The sequence below is a fragment of the Clostridium sp. ATCC BAA-442 genome, from assembly GCF_964239415.1.
GTDB lineage: Bacteria > Bacillota > Clostridia > Oscillospirales > Oscillospiraceae > Flavonifractor > Flavonifractor plautii.
In genome coordinates, this window is record NZ_CAXSQB010000028.1 from 5,539 (window position 1) to 21,287 (window position 15,749).

Below are 15,749 nucleotides of genomic sequence, written 5' to 3' on the forward strand. Positions count from 1 at the left end.
CCCCCCCCCCCCCCCCCCCCCCCCCCCCACGGCCCTTTTTGCTATGCAACGCATAGCAAAAAGGGCCCCGAAGGGCCCTCTGGAGGGGAAATCAGCCCTTGGCCCCCGCGCTCATATAGGAGCCGTACAGCGGGGTGGGCAGGCCAAAGCCGCCGGCCACAGGCAGGATCTCGCCGGTGATGAAGGCGGCCCGGTCGCTGGCCAGGAAGGCGACGGCGTCGGCGATGTCCTCCGGGCGGCCGGGGCGGTTGAGGGGGACGTTTTTCAGGAAGAGCTCCAGGAAGGCCTGGGACATGTTGTTCAGCGCGGCGTCGGTGGCGGTGAAGCCGGGGAGCACCGCGTTGCACCGCACCCCCTGCCGGGCATACTGCACGGCGATGTCCTTGGTGAGGAAGTGGATGGCCGCCTTGCTGACGCCGTAGGCCGTGCGGCTCAGATCGGGGTAGAGGCCGCCCACGGAGCCTATGTTGATGATGGAGCCGCCGCCGTTTTTGGCCATGAGGGGCACCGCCGCCTTGCTGGGCAGATACACGCTCTTGAGGTTGGTGTTGACGATGCGGAAGAAGTCCTCTGAGGGGCCGTTCACCACGTCCAGGTCGGTCTTGACGTCGGTGGAGCCGAAGTTGTTCACCAGAATGTCCAGCCGGCCCTCCTTGGCCGCCACCTCGTCCACCATGCCGGAAAAGCTCTCCTCCCGGGAGGCGTCAAAGAAGACCACCCCGGCCCGCCCGCCGGCGGCAATCAGCTCGTCGGCGATCTGCTGTCCGGCCTCCAGGCGGCGGACCCCGAGATAGACCGCGGCCCCCTGGGCGGCCAGCGCCTTGGCGCAGGCCAGGCCGATGCCGCGGGTGGAGGAGGAGACCAGAGCGACCTTGTTTTCGAGTTCTTTCATACTTATTCTCCTTTTTAAACTATTAAGTATAGATATAATACTATAATAGCACTATAGACCTGCATTGACAAGCATTATTTTTGCTCCATGCAACAAAAGAGGCGGCTCAGGGGTATTAAGGGCAGAAAGGAGGGAACGCCATGGAACAGCAGGAGGTGTGCGCGGCCGTGGAGCAATATGGCTCTACGGTGTACCGCTTGGCGTTGGCCCAGACTCATAGCCAGGCCGACGCAGACGATGTATATCAGGAGGTGTTTCTCCGCTATGTGCGCGCTGCTCCGGCTTTTGCCACCGAAGAGCACCGGAAAGCGTGGCTGCTGCGGGTGACAATCAACTGCTGTAAAAAGCTGCAAGGCTCCTTCTGGCGGAAACACACGGTAGCTCTGTCAGAGGCCATTCCAGCCCGAACCGAGGGAGAGGGGGAGCTGTTGGAGCTACTGGAGGCTCTGCCGGAGAAATACCGGGCCGTAGTTCATCTATGCTACTACGAGGGGTATTCGACCGAGGAGATTGCGGCCCTTCTGGGGCGCAAGCCAGCCACTGTCCGCAGCCAGCTGGCCCGGGGGCGGGCTTTGCTGCGGGACGTTTGGAAAGGAGCGGAAGACGTATGACGGAACAGGACTATCGGAGGCTTTTTGAGCGGGTAGAACCGGCACCCGCTCTAGTGGAGCGGACACTGTCGGCGGCGGGTGCGCGCCCCCGGCGGCGGCATCCGGTGCGGCGGGCGGCGGCCCTCGTAGTGGCCGGAGCTCTGTTGGCCGGGTTGAGCGCCTCCTTTGCAGCAGTAAAACCTGTGAGCCCCAATGTGGTCACACTGGAGACGTGGACGGCCTCTGGCCTGGGAGTGCCAATTGGGGAATCGGACTCTGATCTGGGGTGGACAGTGTCAGTGGACGGGGTTGCCAGCGACCGATGGTACGCCTACATCCTGTGCACGCTCTCACGGGATGACGGGAATGCTATGACGGCTGGGCATTATGGCTTTGGACAGTTCGACTTTGGACTGGAGAGCAGTTTGGACTGGAGCGCGTCAATTCAATGGCTGGAGGACAGTGATCCCGCCGACAACCAAGTTCCCTTCGCCATTTATCTCAACAATCAGGACAGCTGGGATATGACGGGCACAACCATTCATCTAACTCTGAATGGATTGTCCACCACCAGCCGGGCAGAGAGCTGGGCCCTGCTGGCCATGGGCGGCGGCCAGTGGGAGCTGGAGTTTCCCCTCCCGGCGGAGAGTCAGGTTCAGGAATTCACGCCAGATCTTGAGTTCCAGGTTGGAGACAAGACCGCCATACTAGAGACGGTACACTGTACTCCCCTGGAGATGTGGGCTGCTTTTACCAGTCAGGATGGGGCATTTGCCCGGTTCAACCCCACTCTAGAGGACTTTGATCGCGCATGGTGTGATGAAAATACGCCCATTTTTGTCTTGACCGACGGTACAGAGTGGGCCGCAGATGGCTGGGGAGGAGGTCAAGGGGATGGAGGCTATTGGTATAATAGCTATAGATGCGAGGACAAGAGACCCTTGAATCCCGCCGATGTTGTGGGCCTGCGCATCGGGGAGAATGTGTATCCTTTGACATTGGAGTAAAGAAGCGACAGGGAGGCCCCGGGAACCGGAAGGTTCCCAGGGCCTCCTGCTGTACTGCCATTACAGGCGCTCAAAGATACCTGCCGCGCCCATGCCGCCGCCGATGCACATGGTGACCATGCCGTACCGGCCGCCGGTGCGCTCCAGATAGCTTAAGGCCTTACAGGTGAGCATGGCGCCGGTGGCGCCCAGGGGGTGGCCCAGGGCCATGGCGCCGCCCCAGGGGTTGACCCTGGCCGGGTCCATGCCCAGGGTGCGGATGACCGCCAGGGCCTGGGAGGCAAAGGCCTCGTTGAGCTCAATGGTGTCCATCTGCTCCAGGGCAAGGCCGGCCTTTCTGAGCGCCTTGGGCACCGCCTCGATGGGGCCGACGCCCATGACCTCCGCAGGCACGCCGCCGGTGGCAAAGGAGACAAAGCGGGCCAGGGGCTTCACGCCCAGCTCTGCGGCTTTTTCCTCCGACATGAGCACCACGAAGCCGGCACCATCGGTCATCTGGGAGGAGGTGGCTGCGGTGACGGAGCCGTTTTCCAGGAAGCAGGGCTTCAGCCCGGCCAGCGTCTCCGCGGTGGTGTCGGGGCGGATGCCCTCGTCCCGGCAGACCACCACCTCGCCGCCGTCGGGGCCGGGGACGGTGATGGGGATGATCTGTCCGTCAAAGCAGCCGCCGGCCTGGGCCTGGGCGGCCCGGCGGTGGCTCTCAACGGCCATGGCATCCATATCGGCCCGGCTGATGCCCCACTGGCGGGCCACATTTTCCGCCGTGATGCCCATGGTGGTGTAGACCTCGGGGCGGTGCTCCGCCAGCCAGGGGTCGGCATCCTCCGCGCCCACCAGCATGGGAACCAGAGACATGGACTCCACGCCGCCGGCGATGACCACGTCCTCCTCCCCGCAGCGGATGGCGTTGGCGGCGGTGGCGATGGTCTGCAGGCCGGAGGAGCAGTAGCGGTTGACGGTCTGGGCGGTGACGCAGTCGGGCAGCCCGGCCCGCTGGACAATCAGCCGGGCCATATTGCCGCCCTGGACACCGAAGGGCATGGCGCAGCCCATGATCACGTCGCCGATGTCCTCCGGCCGGAGCTGGGGTACTCTGGCCAGCACACCCAGAAGGGTCTGGGCGCCATACTCCACGGGGTGGAGCTGGGCAAAGGAGCCCTTGCGGGCCTTGCAGTAGGGGGTGCGGCCGAAGGCGACAACCACGGCCTGTCTCAGTTGTGTCTGCATGGTAATGTTCCTCTCCTCAGTCTGTCTATTTTAATTGGTATTGTTCCATTTTTTCGTAGAGCACTGTGCGGGAGATGTCCAGAAGCGCGGCGGCCTTGACCCGGTTTCCTCCGGCGGCGGCCAGGGCGTCCCGAATAAGCTCCCGCTCAAAGGCCTGGCGGGCGGGGCGCAGCTTGAAGTCCCCCGGCCCGGTGAGCTGGCGCCGCCGCCGGGCCTGCATCCGCTGCTCCAGTTGGCGGAAGTCCCGCCGCCGCAGGATGGGGGAGTCAGCCGCGTTCATGGCGCTCTCCACCGCGTTCTGCAGCTCGCGGACGTTGCCCGGCCAGTCGTAATCCATCAGCAGGTCCATGGCACCGGGGGCCACCCCCTCGATGACCATGCCGAGCTGGTAGTTGAGCCGGTGGATAAAGTTGTCCACAAGCAGGGGCAGATCCTCCTTCCGCTCCCGCAGGGTGGGGGCCTGGATGCGGATGACGTTGAGGCGGTAATAGAGGTCGCTGCGGAATTGTCCCGCCTCCACCAGCGTCTCCAGCGGGATATTGGAGGCGGCGATCACCCGCACGTCGATGGGAATGCTCTTCTCCCCGCCCACCGGGTCGATCTCCATCTCCTGAAGTACCCGGAGAAACTTGGGCTGCATGGTGGCGGTGAGCAGGTTGACCTCGTCGAGAAAAATGGAGCCGCCGCTGGCGAGCTGAAAGCGGCCGATGCGGCCCTTCCGGGCCGCGCCGGTGAAGGCGCCGGCGGCGTAGCCGAAGAACTCGGACTCCATCAGCTCGGCCGGAATTGCGGAGCAGTTGACCCGCACAAAGTTGGCCGCCTTGCGGGCGCTCATGGCGTGGATAGAGTGGGCGATGAGCTCCTTGCCGCTGCCCGTCTCCCCCTCAATGAGCACCGTGGAGGTGGAGCGGGCGGCCTGGACGATCTGCTCCTTCAGGCGGAGGACCGAGGCGCTTTCGCCGATGATGTTGTCCAGTCCGTAGCGTGCGCCCCGCTCCCGGGACAGCTCCTGCTGGTAGAACTCCACCTTGCTGGACAGCTCGCCGATGCGCCGGGTCAGGTTCTGAGCGTCCTCCATACCCTGGACGATGACATAGAGAAACAGCCCGCACAGCTTCCCATCCCGGTCAAAGCGGGGAAAATAGGAGGTAAAGGCGGGGCCGTTGGCGTTGACGGCCTTGGCAAAGACCGGCTTGCCCGTGTGGAAGACCTCGGTGGCGTGGGTGTCGGGCACCATTTCCCAAACCTTCCGGCCGATGGCCTCCTGTGCGGTGTGGCCGGTGTAGCGCTCCCAGCCCGGGCTGACATAGGTGTAGACGCCGTCCTGGTCCAGAACCGCCATGGCGGCCAGACCCTCGATAAATTCCAGCATGGTGCTTGGATCAATGTGGTTTTCCAATGCGGCTTCCTCCACTCATACACGGTACGGAATGTATTAACGATAGCAAGCTACGCGCTGTTTTACAATGGTTAATTTCACCGAAAATGAATCTTTTTGTTTAGTTGATGCGGAGAAAATGGGTTTTTGCAAAAAATTGAGTCACAAAAAACGCCAGAAAACGTCCAAAATTGTTTGCGAAATGTACGGAAAACAAAACATGTAAGGAAATCGATACATGAGGCTTAAAACATAAGAACAGAGGGGGATTGCCAAAAGACAGCTCAAAATAAAATATTCAAATGTACGGATTACCGAACAGTGTTTGGGCGCCTGGATGTCAATGAAAATAACCGCTTTTTCTTACAGTTGCAACGGCTTGCAGAGTATTAGACAGACTTGGCACAGAAATTGCTATCTTATGAGACGCAAGCAACGGCCACCGGCCGAATCAAAAGGAGTGTAACCACTATGAAAATCATTGACCTGTCTATTCCCATTGAAGACGGACTGCCCAGTGATCCCCCGATCCAGATTCCCAAGATTCAGTATTGCAACCACAAGGACACCGCGGAGCAAATGGCTGGCTTCTTTAAGGGCTGCACCGTTGAGGATCTGCCGGAGGGCAACGGCTGGGGAATCGAGTTCCTGCAGGTGTGCACCCATTCCGGAACCCATGTGGATGCCCCCTACCACTATTACCCCACCATGAACGGCGGTGAGCGGGCCTGGACCATTGACGAGGTGCCTCTGGACTGGTTTGTGGGCGACGGCGTGGTGATGGATTTCCACGACAAGCCCGATGGATACAAGATCACCGCCAAGGATGTGGAGGAGTACTTCCAGAAGATCAACTACACCCTCAAGCCCGGCGATATTGTCTTCCTGCGCACCGACGCCGATGACCGCTGGGGCAAGCCTGAGTACCTGGTTGCGGGTGCGGGCATGAGCTATGAGGCCACCATGTGGCTGCTGGAGCGCGGCGTGCGTGTGGTGGGCACCGACGGCTGGAGCTGGGATGTGCCCCTGCCCTTCGAGGGGGAGGAATTTGAAAAGAACCACGATGCCTCCATTATCTGGGAGGCCCACCGGGTGGGCCGCGACAAGGCCTACTGCCACATCGAAAAGCTGACCAACCTGGATCAGCTCCCTGTCACCGGCTTTAAGGTAAGCTGCTTCCCGGTAAGCATCAAGGCCGCCTCCGCCGGCTGGGCCCGTGTGGTGGCCTTCGTGGAGTAACCCTTTTGTTGTGTCAGTGTAAACAACCATACATATGAAAGAGAGGGACAAACGTGGGTAACGTCATATTTGTCGTCATATTTGTCATTTTCTGCGCGTTTCTATTGGGCGCAGGCCTGATCAGCAAGCGGTGGGTCAAGGAGTCCTCCGACTTCGTGCTGGCCGGCCGTGAGATTTCCACCCCCATCAACGTGGTGGGCGTCATTGCTATCGGCTTTGCCGGCACCACGGTCACACTGGCCCCCGGCTTCACGATTCAGTACGGCCTGCTGGGCGGCCTGGGTTGGGGTGTCATCTACTCGGTGTGCGGCCTGCTGATCTTCGGCCTGCTGTACTCCAACTTTGTCCGCCGCAGCGGCGCCCAGACCCTGCCCGAGTTTCTGGAGATGCGCTACGACGGGCACACCCGTTCCGTAGTGGCCATCACCTCCGTTATCGGCATGTGCGGCATTATGGCCAATAACGTGGTGTCCAGTGTGGACAACATTGCGGCCTTCACCGGCTGGAACCGCCTGGCCATTACCGCTATTATCTTCGCTGTCATCATCGTGTTTACCTTTGTCTCCGGCCTGTGGGCCACCACCATCACCGACCTGTTCCAGGTGCTCATCGGCGTGATTGTGGTGCCCGCCACCTTCTTCATCCTGGCCGGACGATTCGGCTGGCTGGACGCCATCAGCGCCAACTGGGGTGCCGGCGACTTCATGAGCCAGGGCTTTGTGGGGGCGCTGCCCGGCATGAAGCTGACCTACCCCTCGGTGTTTAACTTCATTATCTGCTTCGCCGTAGCCCTGGTTTGGGGCAACAACTACTACTGGATGAAGGTCGCCAACTGCCGCAGTGAGAAGGTGGCCCGCCGCTCCTTCGTGGCCGCTGCCATCATCCTGATTGTGGTGTTCATGGTGCCCCTGTGCTTCATCGGCGGCTACATGGGCGCGTTCTATCCCGAGCAGCTCACCCTCAACGGCGGTACCGTGGCTCCTACCGGCACCTACGGCTATGTGGCCAAGACCTTCGTGTCTCTGTTTGGCTCCCTGGTGGTTATCAGCGCCGTGGCGGCATCCATCTCTACCGCCTCCACCTCCGCCCTGGGCGCCTCCGCTGTGGCCAACCGTGATATTTACCAGCGCCTGATCAACCCCAAGGCTGACGCAAAGAAGAGCCTGAAGATGTCCAAGATCATCATGCTGCTCATCGGCGTGGTCACCTTCGTGCTCTGCCAGTTCCCCGGCGGCCCCACCTACCTGTTCGCCTTTGCCAACTGCTGGCTGGTGCCCCCCGCCATTTTGCTGGGCCTGGGCGCCATCTGGCCCCGCTTTAACGGCCGCGGCGCCCTGTGGGGCGCGGTGTGCGGCATGGCCACCATGGCTGTGTTCACCCTGCTGGACCTGACCAAGGTGTTCTCCATCAACAGCTATGTGTATCTGGCCACCCTGGGCCTGGTGGTCACCCTGGTGGTGGCGGTGATCGCCTCCCTGTTCGGCCAGCCCAAGTATTACGGCCGCCCCGGCTGGGAGCGGGTGCCCACCGCCTCCAACCGTAAGGAGGTCAAGCTGGGCGAGTTGGAAAAGCAGATTCTGGAGATGCTGCGCATCGGCCACTGCTACATGTCCGACCTGACCGACGCCCTGGGGGTGGACTCCAAGACCTCCGGCGCCGCCGTGGAGAACCTGGATCAGGGCGGCTACCTGGTCCGTGCCGGCATGAGCGGCTCCAAGTTCTACACCTTTACCATCGCCGAGAAGGGGCTGGCGGCCCTGCCCGCCCTCAGCGGGAAGGAGGCCGAGATGGCAGAGGAGTTCCTGAACCCCCTGTATGTCCAGCTCCTGAAGGTGGTCAAGGAGAACCCCGAGCAGCAGGCGGAGTTTGTGCAGAGAAACGGCATTAAGTCCATGCGCATGTCCGCAATCTGCTCTCACCTGACCCGCCGCGGCTACGTGGTGGAGGGCGGCCTGTTCAAGCGCAAGCTGCGCATCACCGAGAAGGGCGCCGCTGCGCTTCAGAAGTACGCGTAATTCTCCTGTCTGAATCAATCTTCAGAGGGCGGGGCAGCCTGGCTGCCCCGCCCTCTGTGCAAGAAAAGGAGTGCTTTCCCATGTTTGAGGCGGAATATGCCCGCCGGCGCACCACCGCGGAGGCGGAGGCAGGCCGCATCTGCTCCGGGGATACCGTCTATCTGGCGGGCGGCCCGCTGCTCCCAGTGGACTTTGCCGCCGCCCTCCACCGGCGGGCAGCGGAGCTCCACGGGGTACGGGTGCTCAACTACCTGCCCCTGGAGCCCCTGGCTCTGCTTACCGACCCCGCCTGCGGGGACGCCTTTCAAATAGAGTCGATTTTTTACAACACCTACCAGCAGGAGGCCCAGCGCCTGGGCCGCTGCGCCTTTCTGCCCAACCACCTGCGCAATGCGGCCAGGGACTGGACCCACGGGGCGCCGGAGTACGACTGCCTGGTACTCACGGTCTCCCCTATGGACAAGCATGGCTGCTTTTCCCTGGCGGGCTCGGCCTGCATTGAGCTGGAGGTGCTCCCCCGCGCCCGGCGGGTGGTGGTGGAGGTGGCCTCCCGTGCTCCCCGGATCTTCGGGGACGTGACCCTCCATGTCTCCCAGGTGGACGCCATTGTGGAGTCCGACCGCTACCCCGCCGCCCTTTCACCCCAGTCCCCCGATGAGGTGGACCGCCAGCTTGGCCGGGTGGTGGCGGAGCTGGTGGAGAACGGGGCCACCATCCAGCTCGGCTTTGGGGGTACCATCAACGCCTTGGCCGCCGAGCTCAAGGACAAGCGGGGCCTGGGTATTCACACCGAGGCCATGTCCGACGCGGCCATGGAGCTGCTCCGGTGCGGCGCGGCGGACAACAGCCGCAAGAGCCTCCACCGGGGCAAGACGGTGACGTGCTTTACCATGGGCAGTCATGCCCTCTATGATTTCGTGGATGACAACCCCACCATCCTCCACAAGGCCCTGAGCTACACCAACGATCTGTCTGTTTTGGCGGCCAACCGGGGCATGACCTCCATCAATGCTGCGCTCCAGGTGGATCTCACCGGCCAGTGCGCCTCGGAGAGTGTGGGGCCCCGGCAGATCTCGGGCAGCGGCGGACAGGTGGACACCGCCGTAGGCGCACAGATGGCGCCCGGGGGCAAGTCGGTTATTACCCTGCGCTCTACCTACTCTGCAAAGGACCCGGACACGGGGGAGCGGCGTCTCCAGTCCCGTATACTGCCGGTACTGCCGGAGGGGGCCGTGGTGACCCTTACCCGGAGCAATACCCACTTTGTGGCCACCGAGTATGGCGCGGTCTGTTTGCGGGGGCTGACGGTTCCGCAGCGGGCCAAGGCCCTTATCTCCATCGCCCACCCGGACTTTCGGGATTGGCTGGAGGAGGAGTTTCACCGCATCTACCGCCTGTGACGGTCCGTCCGTATGTGGAAACAGAGAGCGGCCCCGGAACCGACGGGTTCCGGGGCTGCTCTTTTTGTGAAGGTTATTGGTACTGAGCCCAGTTTCCCGCAGGCTGGAGGCCGGTCCAGGTTTCGTGGACAGTGTCAGCCTTGCGCTCGTAGTCGTGGCTGTTGGTGGCCTCCTGGACCGCCAGATAGTACCAGGCATCCGGCGGGTTGTCGGGCCAGGCGATCATGTCGTCCAGCAGATCATCCGCGGTCTCGGGGAGGCGGCCCAGGACGCGGTTGATGGTGGTCATGGCCTCGGCGCGGGTGATGCTGCGGTCGGGGGCGAAGGAACCGTCAGGCTGGCCCTCCACCCAGCCCTTCACCGCGGCCTGGTTGATGTACCCGGCGGCCCAGTGGCCGGAGATGTCGGTGAAGCGGTCGTCGCCGTGGTAGGGATCGCTGTCAAAGCGGGCGGCAATGGCAGCGAACTCGCCCCGGGTGATGGGCGCCTCGGGATCGAAGGCGGAGGGGCTGCGGCCCTCCACGATGCCCATGGCCTGCATGGTGGCCACAGCGGTGGCGTACCACGCGTCGGAGGCCACGTCGGCAAAGGGGCTGGTCTCGGTCAGGTATTCCGCCCGGGCCTCGTCAGTGAGCAGACGGAAGAAGATGGTGGCCACCTCAGCGCGGGTAATAGGGGCCTCAGGGTGAACCAGGCCGTCGTCCCGGCCGATGATGTAGGCGAAGTGATCGTCCCCATTGAGCCGGTCGGGCACGCCGGTCCTTTCCCAGCCGGCGTACACAGTCTTGTTGGAGGTCATGCGGATGTCGTCGATGGGCTCGGTCAGGGCCTTGTCGGCGTACCAGCCGGTGAAGGTGTAGCCCTCCCGGATGGGCTTCTTGTCCAGCTCTACCAGGGTGTTGCGACGATACCGCTCGTCCTTGTATTCGGTGCCGCCGTTGCTCTCATAGCACAGGGTGTAGTAGGTGGTGCCACCACCGCCGCCGTGGTCCCCGCCGCCGGACTCCTTCTGATAGACCAGCGCGAAGGGGGAGAAGCTGCCGGTGGCAAACTTGATATACTGTTTGCCGTTCAGGGTTACCAGTGTGCCGTCCAGCTTCTCCGCAGGATTCTCCTTCAGTTGTTCGTCCGCCGCGCCCTCGTAGTCGCGGTCGAGCGCGTCAAAGTGGACGATGTAGAAGGGCGCAGAGGTATCGGCGTCGTCGGGCACCGGCCAGTAGAGATCTATCGTCTGGCCGTCGCCCAGGGTCACATAGGCGTTGCCGTTGCTGCTGTCCACCAGATCCATGTACTGGAGGTCGCAGAGGTAGTCGCCGTCGGGAATGCCGTTCTCAGACCCGATGATTTCATTGCTGATGTGATCAATGAGCACCTGGTCGTCCAGCACTTCGTCGGTCAGCAGGTGGACGTTTTCCGTGTCGGTGATCTGCACCAGACTGTCGTTGACGTAGTACGTAACGTCCGCCGGGGCCACCGCGGTGATGGCGTCCCCCGTCACATCGTCTGCCTTGTCCTCCACCGGGGCAGTGACGCCCTCCTCTGTCGCACCGCGAATGGTGAGGGCGCCTTCTTCAATCTTGACCGGATAGATAAATGTCTCGTCGGAATGTTCGGGAATATCTTTGAACACCGCCTGTACGAGGCCCTGATCCACCCCGTCGGAGTAGATGGTCATGGAGTAGGTCCTGTTCTGCTCGATGGCAGAGACGTCGAATTCGTCGCTGATCTTGACTTCCCCGGTCTCTGGATCCGTAAACTGGAGCCGAACGGGATCCTGGCCTTCCTTTACCGATTCCATCCGGTAGATATAACGGGCGATTCCGTCCACCGGGTCGGTGGTGCTGGTAGCGCCGTCGCTGTAAAGCTGAATATCCCAGGCCCGGGCGGTTTCGCCGGCGCCATAGGTAAAGGTCAGGTGACCGGCGAGGTCAACCGCCTGTCCAGGGCCTTCCAGCATATCGTTAATCTCCTCCGGGACGGTGAGCAGATAGCCTGCCTCAGGCAGGCCGCTGCCGCTGACAATCTGGCCGTTCTCGTCCGTGACGCCGTCATAGCTGTTGCCGCCGGTGTAAACCGTAATGTCCGCCGGGCGGATGGTGACATACTGGGTCTGGTCGACAAACCACTCGTGGGTGATGTCGGACTCGTCTGTTACCGCTCGGTCATCCGTGAAGTATTCCTTGGCCTGACCGGCCTCGGAGACGGCAAAGTCAACCTTTGCAGACGGCTGTGTGTATACTGTTCCCTGCTTGAGGAACACATCGCCCTTGACGTAGTCCGCATCGGCCGCGCCGTTATCCTTAGTGGGGACATAGGCCGCGCCCTCCTGCACGGTGACATTGCCGCCCCCAGTCAAATAGCAGATATCTGCTTCTGCGCTGATCGGCGCAGGCATTTTCAATGTGCCTGCACAAGTGAAGTTTCCGGAAATCTCGTTGCTTTGCAGCAGATCCAGCGCGCCGCCCTCTTGAATGGTGACAGTCTCCACGCCGTCAAACAGCGTCTCGCCAGAGGCGAGATGCTCGCGCAGGATGCCGCCGTCCTCAATTACAACCTCAGGGAACCCGTGGATTCTGGTAGAGGTGTAATCGCCTTTGACGATGACGCTGGCGCCGTTTCCTGTACGGGTGGGGGTGTTTTTCTCATAGTTATAAAGGTGCTGATCCAGCTCGGAATCACCCCGCACCGCGCCGCTTAGCTCGTCAGTGTCGTCCAGGATAATCGTAACCGTATGGTCGGAGGTCACTTCGCCAAACTTGTCCAGTGTGTATACGTTGGCCCGGCTGCCGTGCAGAGTAATGGAGACATTGCCGTCAACTTGGGCCGGGTTATCCTTGTCCTCCCCTTTACCGGTCGCAAAAATGGTCGGGCAGGCGGATTGGGGGCCACCGGATACTGTGATTACGACATCGCCGATCACGTCCGCACCTTCATTGCCTCCAGCGCGGATCTCACCGATCACCTCACTGCTGTCATCCACGGTGATTGTAACACCACCTGTTATGGTGGAATCTCCGGTTCCGCCGCCCCAGACGGTTTCCTCTGAGATAAGGCTGTTCTCTTTGATATGGATAAAGATGTCTCCTGTTACGTCGCTGTCGTACCCGCCGCCATAGATAGCGGCCGCATTATTGTTCATTTTAGTATTTGAAATGTTAAATGTAATATTTCCTACTACTGGAGCGTTTTTCCCATACCCGCCGCCGTAAATGGGCCTGCCAAAGCCATTATTTAGTCCGGACAGATTTATGCAAATTGAACCAGTAACCTCCGCTGAATAGGACGACCGCGCATATCCGCCGCCATAGATAGGATTATCGGTGACTGAGTTGATAAAGTCCAACGTTATATTTCCGTTGACTTTGGCATCTTTTTTATTTGCGTAACCACCAGCGCGCACATGCTGAATCTTACCGCAGTTTTCAATGTGCAGATAAACATTGCTCTCCACGGAGCCATTCACTCCGCCGCCGTATACATAGGTAAGCGGCAAGGAGGTATAAATCTCCACATGAGTGCCGCCGGTGATATCCTCGTCCAGACCTCCGCCAATCACATAGCAGCTGGATGTGCTACATGTTTTACCGTCAACAATGGTGTCTGCGGTATAATAGCTGCACTGCACGCCCGAGGCGATGGCCAACGGATAACCGTTGGCAACGATGGTATAGGTACCATAATATCTGCTAAAAAAATAATCCGTATAGTTGCAGTTAAATTTGATGTCATCTATGGTCAGGGCATCTGCCAGACTGATGTTGTACGCTCCATCCGAGGCCGAACAATACTCAAACAGCAGCTCCGCGTTCTCGTCCCCGCCTCGAAGAGTAGTCTCTACAGTGGGGCTAGTCCAGGTATCTACTGATACCTGTCCTAAGACCACGATTTCGACCGGTTTTTTCCCTTCGTTTGCCAATTCGGTTGCACGGGCCAGCGTGGTCGGCGTTTCGGCGGTCGCGCCGTCGTCCTCCTCTGTACCTTCGTTCGAGACATAAATCGTCCGCCGCTCCGCGCCGGCGTCCCTCGGCTTCTCTGCGGGCGCCTCCTGGGGCTGCGCCGGGGTAAGCCCCTCCGTCCGCACGTCTACCTCCGGTAGATTTGCAGCCAGAGTTGAAGGAGAAAAAGAAATTATAATACATAGAGCCAAAATAAGGGATAACAATCGCTTTTTCATGTTTTTAAAACTCCTCTCTTATGGATATTGGGGATATCGCGCCTCATGTTTAAAAAATTTCACTTTTTCAGTCCGTAAAATTACTTGTCGAAAAAAGCTAAAATTGACAACAAGAAAGCGTATATCTCTAGCAAAAGCGCTTGTTATTCCTGGAAAGCTGTGGTATATTATGTAATTACAACGGCGTGTTTGAAAAAGTGAAGGTTTTCAAACACGCCGCCGCTGTTTTTTCAGAGGGATTTTATGCTATAATAAAGAAAACGTTGTGGAATGGTGTTCCATTTTGCCGAAGCCACATAGAGAAAAAGAAAAGGAGGGGAACCAATGGAATGGAAGATCCTATTGTATGCCCGGCGGAAGGAACCGCTGGACATCCCGGACGACCTGTCCAAATACCCGATGAACGACTTTGAGCTGGACTACTGGCGGATTGTCAACAGCGCGCCCTTCCGCCGTCTCCAGGACAAGACCCAGGTGTTTCCCCTGGACAAGAGTGACTTTGTGCGCACCCGGCTGACCCACTCCATGGAGACCTCGGCGCTGGCCAAGCAGCTTGCCACCATGATTACCGCCAATATCCGCAAAAACAAGAGCGGCACCCCCTACGCCATGACGGAGGACGAGGCGCGGGACGCGGCCAACGCCGTCATGTGCGCCGGACTGCTTCACGACATCGGCAATCCGCCCTTCGGCCACTTCGGCGAGGTGGTCATCGGCGACTGGTTCAAGAGCCACCTGGACCGTCTGAGCTACAAGGGCAGGCCCCTGTCCCAGTGGCTGGACCGCCAGATGAAGGCCGATCTTTGCCACTTCGAGGGCAACGCCCAGGCCCTGCGCCTGCTGACCAAGGTGTACCGGGTGGACAGCGCCTTCGGTATGGATCTCATGCCTGCCGTGCTTAACACCCTGGTCAAGTACCCGGTGGATTCCACCCGGGTAGACAAGGCCAGCGCCGACGTGAAGCTCCACAAGCTGGGCTACTACAAGGCCGAGGAGGCGCTTTTCGGCGCGCTGGCCTCCGCCACCGGTACCCGGACGGTGGAGGGCTTCTGCCGCCATCCCCTGACCTATATTCTGGAGGCGGCGGATGACATCGCCTATGCCACTGCCGATCTGGAGGACGCCTACAAGAAGGGCCTGTTCACCCTGGACGAGTTCGAGCGGTTCTTCCGGGACACCCTGGAGGCGAAAAAGGACGACTGGGGCCTCAACGGCGGCCAGGTCAAAAAATCCGCCGAGATGATCGACGAGCTGACCCGCCTGCGCGAGCGGGAGAGCAGCTCCATGGCGGCCTTCCAGCGGTGGATCGCCTATGCCCGCCACTGGCTCATGTATACCGCCGCCTTTGGCTTCGTCCCCTACGGCGCCGGACAGACGGACTCCTATTCCGCCATCATGGAGGGGACGTTCCGGCGGGAGATCATGGAGGGCACCTTCCACGGCGGCTCCATCCGTATTTTGAAGGCGGCCATGGGTCGCTTTGCCTACGACTCGGAGGGAATTCTCACCCTGGAGCTGGCGGCCCAGACCATACTCACCACCCTGCTGTCCCGGTTTGTCCCGGCGGTGCTCTACCTGGATGCCGGCGACGACGCCCCCGAGGAATACCGGCCCACGGCGGCGGAGAAAAAGCTGGTCAAGCTGCTCTCCGAAAATCAACTGGCCTGCTACCGGGCCGACGCAGAGGGAAAGGATGAGGGGTACCGCCTCTATCTGCGGCTGCTGCTGGTGACCGACTTCATCAGCGGTATGACTGACTCCTATGCAAAAAATCTCTATCAGGAGCTGACGGGGATCTATTGATTCCTGCGGTGACAAAAGCAAGCG

10 protein-coding genes are annotated in these 15,749 nt (G+C 60.6%); 6 read left to right on the forward strand and 4 right to left on the reverse strand.

The genetic code is table 11. The features are described 5' to 3' along the window. Positions 1-91: 91 nt before the first annotated feature. On the reverse strand, positions 92-892 hold the full coding sequence (gene hdhA, locus ACESY8_RS12410; protein WP_021631581.1) for a 7alpha-hydroxysteroid dehydrogenase: 801 nt from the start codon (positions 890-892) through the stop codon (positions 92-94). Between the two features lie 140 nt (positions 893-1,032). Here hdhA and ACESY8_RS12415 point away from each other — a divergent pair, with 140 nt between their 5' ends. Beyond that, entirely contained in the window at positions 1,033-1,503 is a 471-nt protein-coding gene (locus tag ACESY8_RS12415) for an RNA polymerase sigma factor (protein ID WP_021631582.1), read from the forward strand. Beyond that, a complete protein-coding gene (locus ACESY8_RS12420) occupies positions 1,500-2,489 on the forward strand; it encodes a hypothetical protein (protein WP_021631583.1) in 990 nt (329 codons plus the stop codon). Before ACESY8_RS12415 ends, ACESY8_RS12420 begins: the two co-directional genes overlap by 4 nt. Before the next feature lie 60 nt (positions 2,490-2,549). Here ACESY8_RS12420 and ACESY8_RS12425 read toward each other — a convergent pair whose 3' ends face one another. After that, positions 2,550-3,716 carry a thiolase family protein gene (locus ACESY8_RS12425; protein ID WP_007488398.1) on the reverse strand — a complete coding sequence of 389 codons (1,167 nt, stop codon included), beginning with the start codon at positions 3,714-3,716 and terminating at the stop codon, positions 2,550-2,552. Between the two features lie 25 nt (positions 3,717-3,741). Beyond that, on the reverse strand, positions 3,742-5,115 hold the full coding sequence (locus ACESY8_RS12430) for a sigma-54 interaction domain-containing protein (RefSeq protein ID WP_009260573.1): 1,374 nt from the start codon (positions 5,113-5,115) through the stop codon (positions 3,742-3,744). A gap of 450 nt (positions 5,116-5,565) precedes the next feature. Here ACESY8_RS12430 and ACESY8_RS12435 point away from each other — a divergent pair, with 450 nt between their 5' ends. The 3 genes from ACESY8_RS12435 to ACESY8_RS12445 all read left to right on the forward strand — a co-directional run bounded on the left by ACESY8_RS12435 (position 5,566) and on the right by ACESY8_RS12445 (position 9,748). Continuing rightward, positions 5,566-6,333, forward strand: a complete 768-nt coding sequence (locus ACESY8_RS12435; RefSeq protein ID WP_007488393.1) for a cyclase family protein — start codon at positions 5,566-5,568, stop codon at positions 6,331-6,333. A 53-nt stretch (positions 6,334-6,386) separates the two neighbouring features. Beyond that, entirely contained in the window at positions 6,387-8,348 is a 1,962-nt protein-coding gene (locus ACESY8_RS12440; RefSeq protein WP_054338735.1) for a sodium:solute symporter family protein, read from the forward strand. Between the two features lie 80 nt (positions 8,349-8,428). After that, on the forward strand, positions 8,429-9,748 hold the full coding sequence (locus ACESY8_RS12445; protein ID WP_434307821.1) for an acetyl-CoA hydrolase/transferase family protein: 1,320 nt from the start codon (positions 8,429-8,431) through the stop codon (positions 9,746-9,748). Between the two features lie 73 nt (positions 9,749-9,821). Here the strand turns inward: ACESY8_RS12445 and ACESY8_RS12450 are convergent, their stop codons facing one another. After that, the gene (locus ACESY8_RS12450; protein ID WP_434307820.1) at positions 9,822-13,829 is read right to left on the reverse strand and encodes an S-layer homology domain-containing protein; all 4,008 of its coding nucleotides are present in this window, start codon (positions 13,827-13,829) and stop codon (positions 9,822-9,824) included. 417 nt (positions 13,830-14,246) lie between these two features. Here ACESY8_RS12450 and dgt point away from each other — a divergent pair, with 417 nt between their 5' ends. Further along, positions 14,247-15,725, forward strand: a complete 1,479-nt coding sequence (gene dgt, locus ACESY8_RS12455) for a dGTP triphosphohydrolase (RefSeq protein WP_055181167.1) — start codon at positions 14,247-14,249, stop codon at positions 15,723-15,725. Positions 15,726-15,749: the final 24 nt, after the last annotated feature.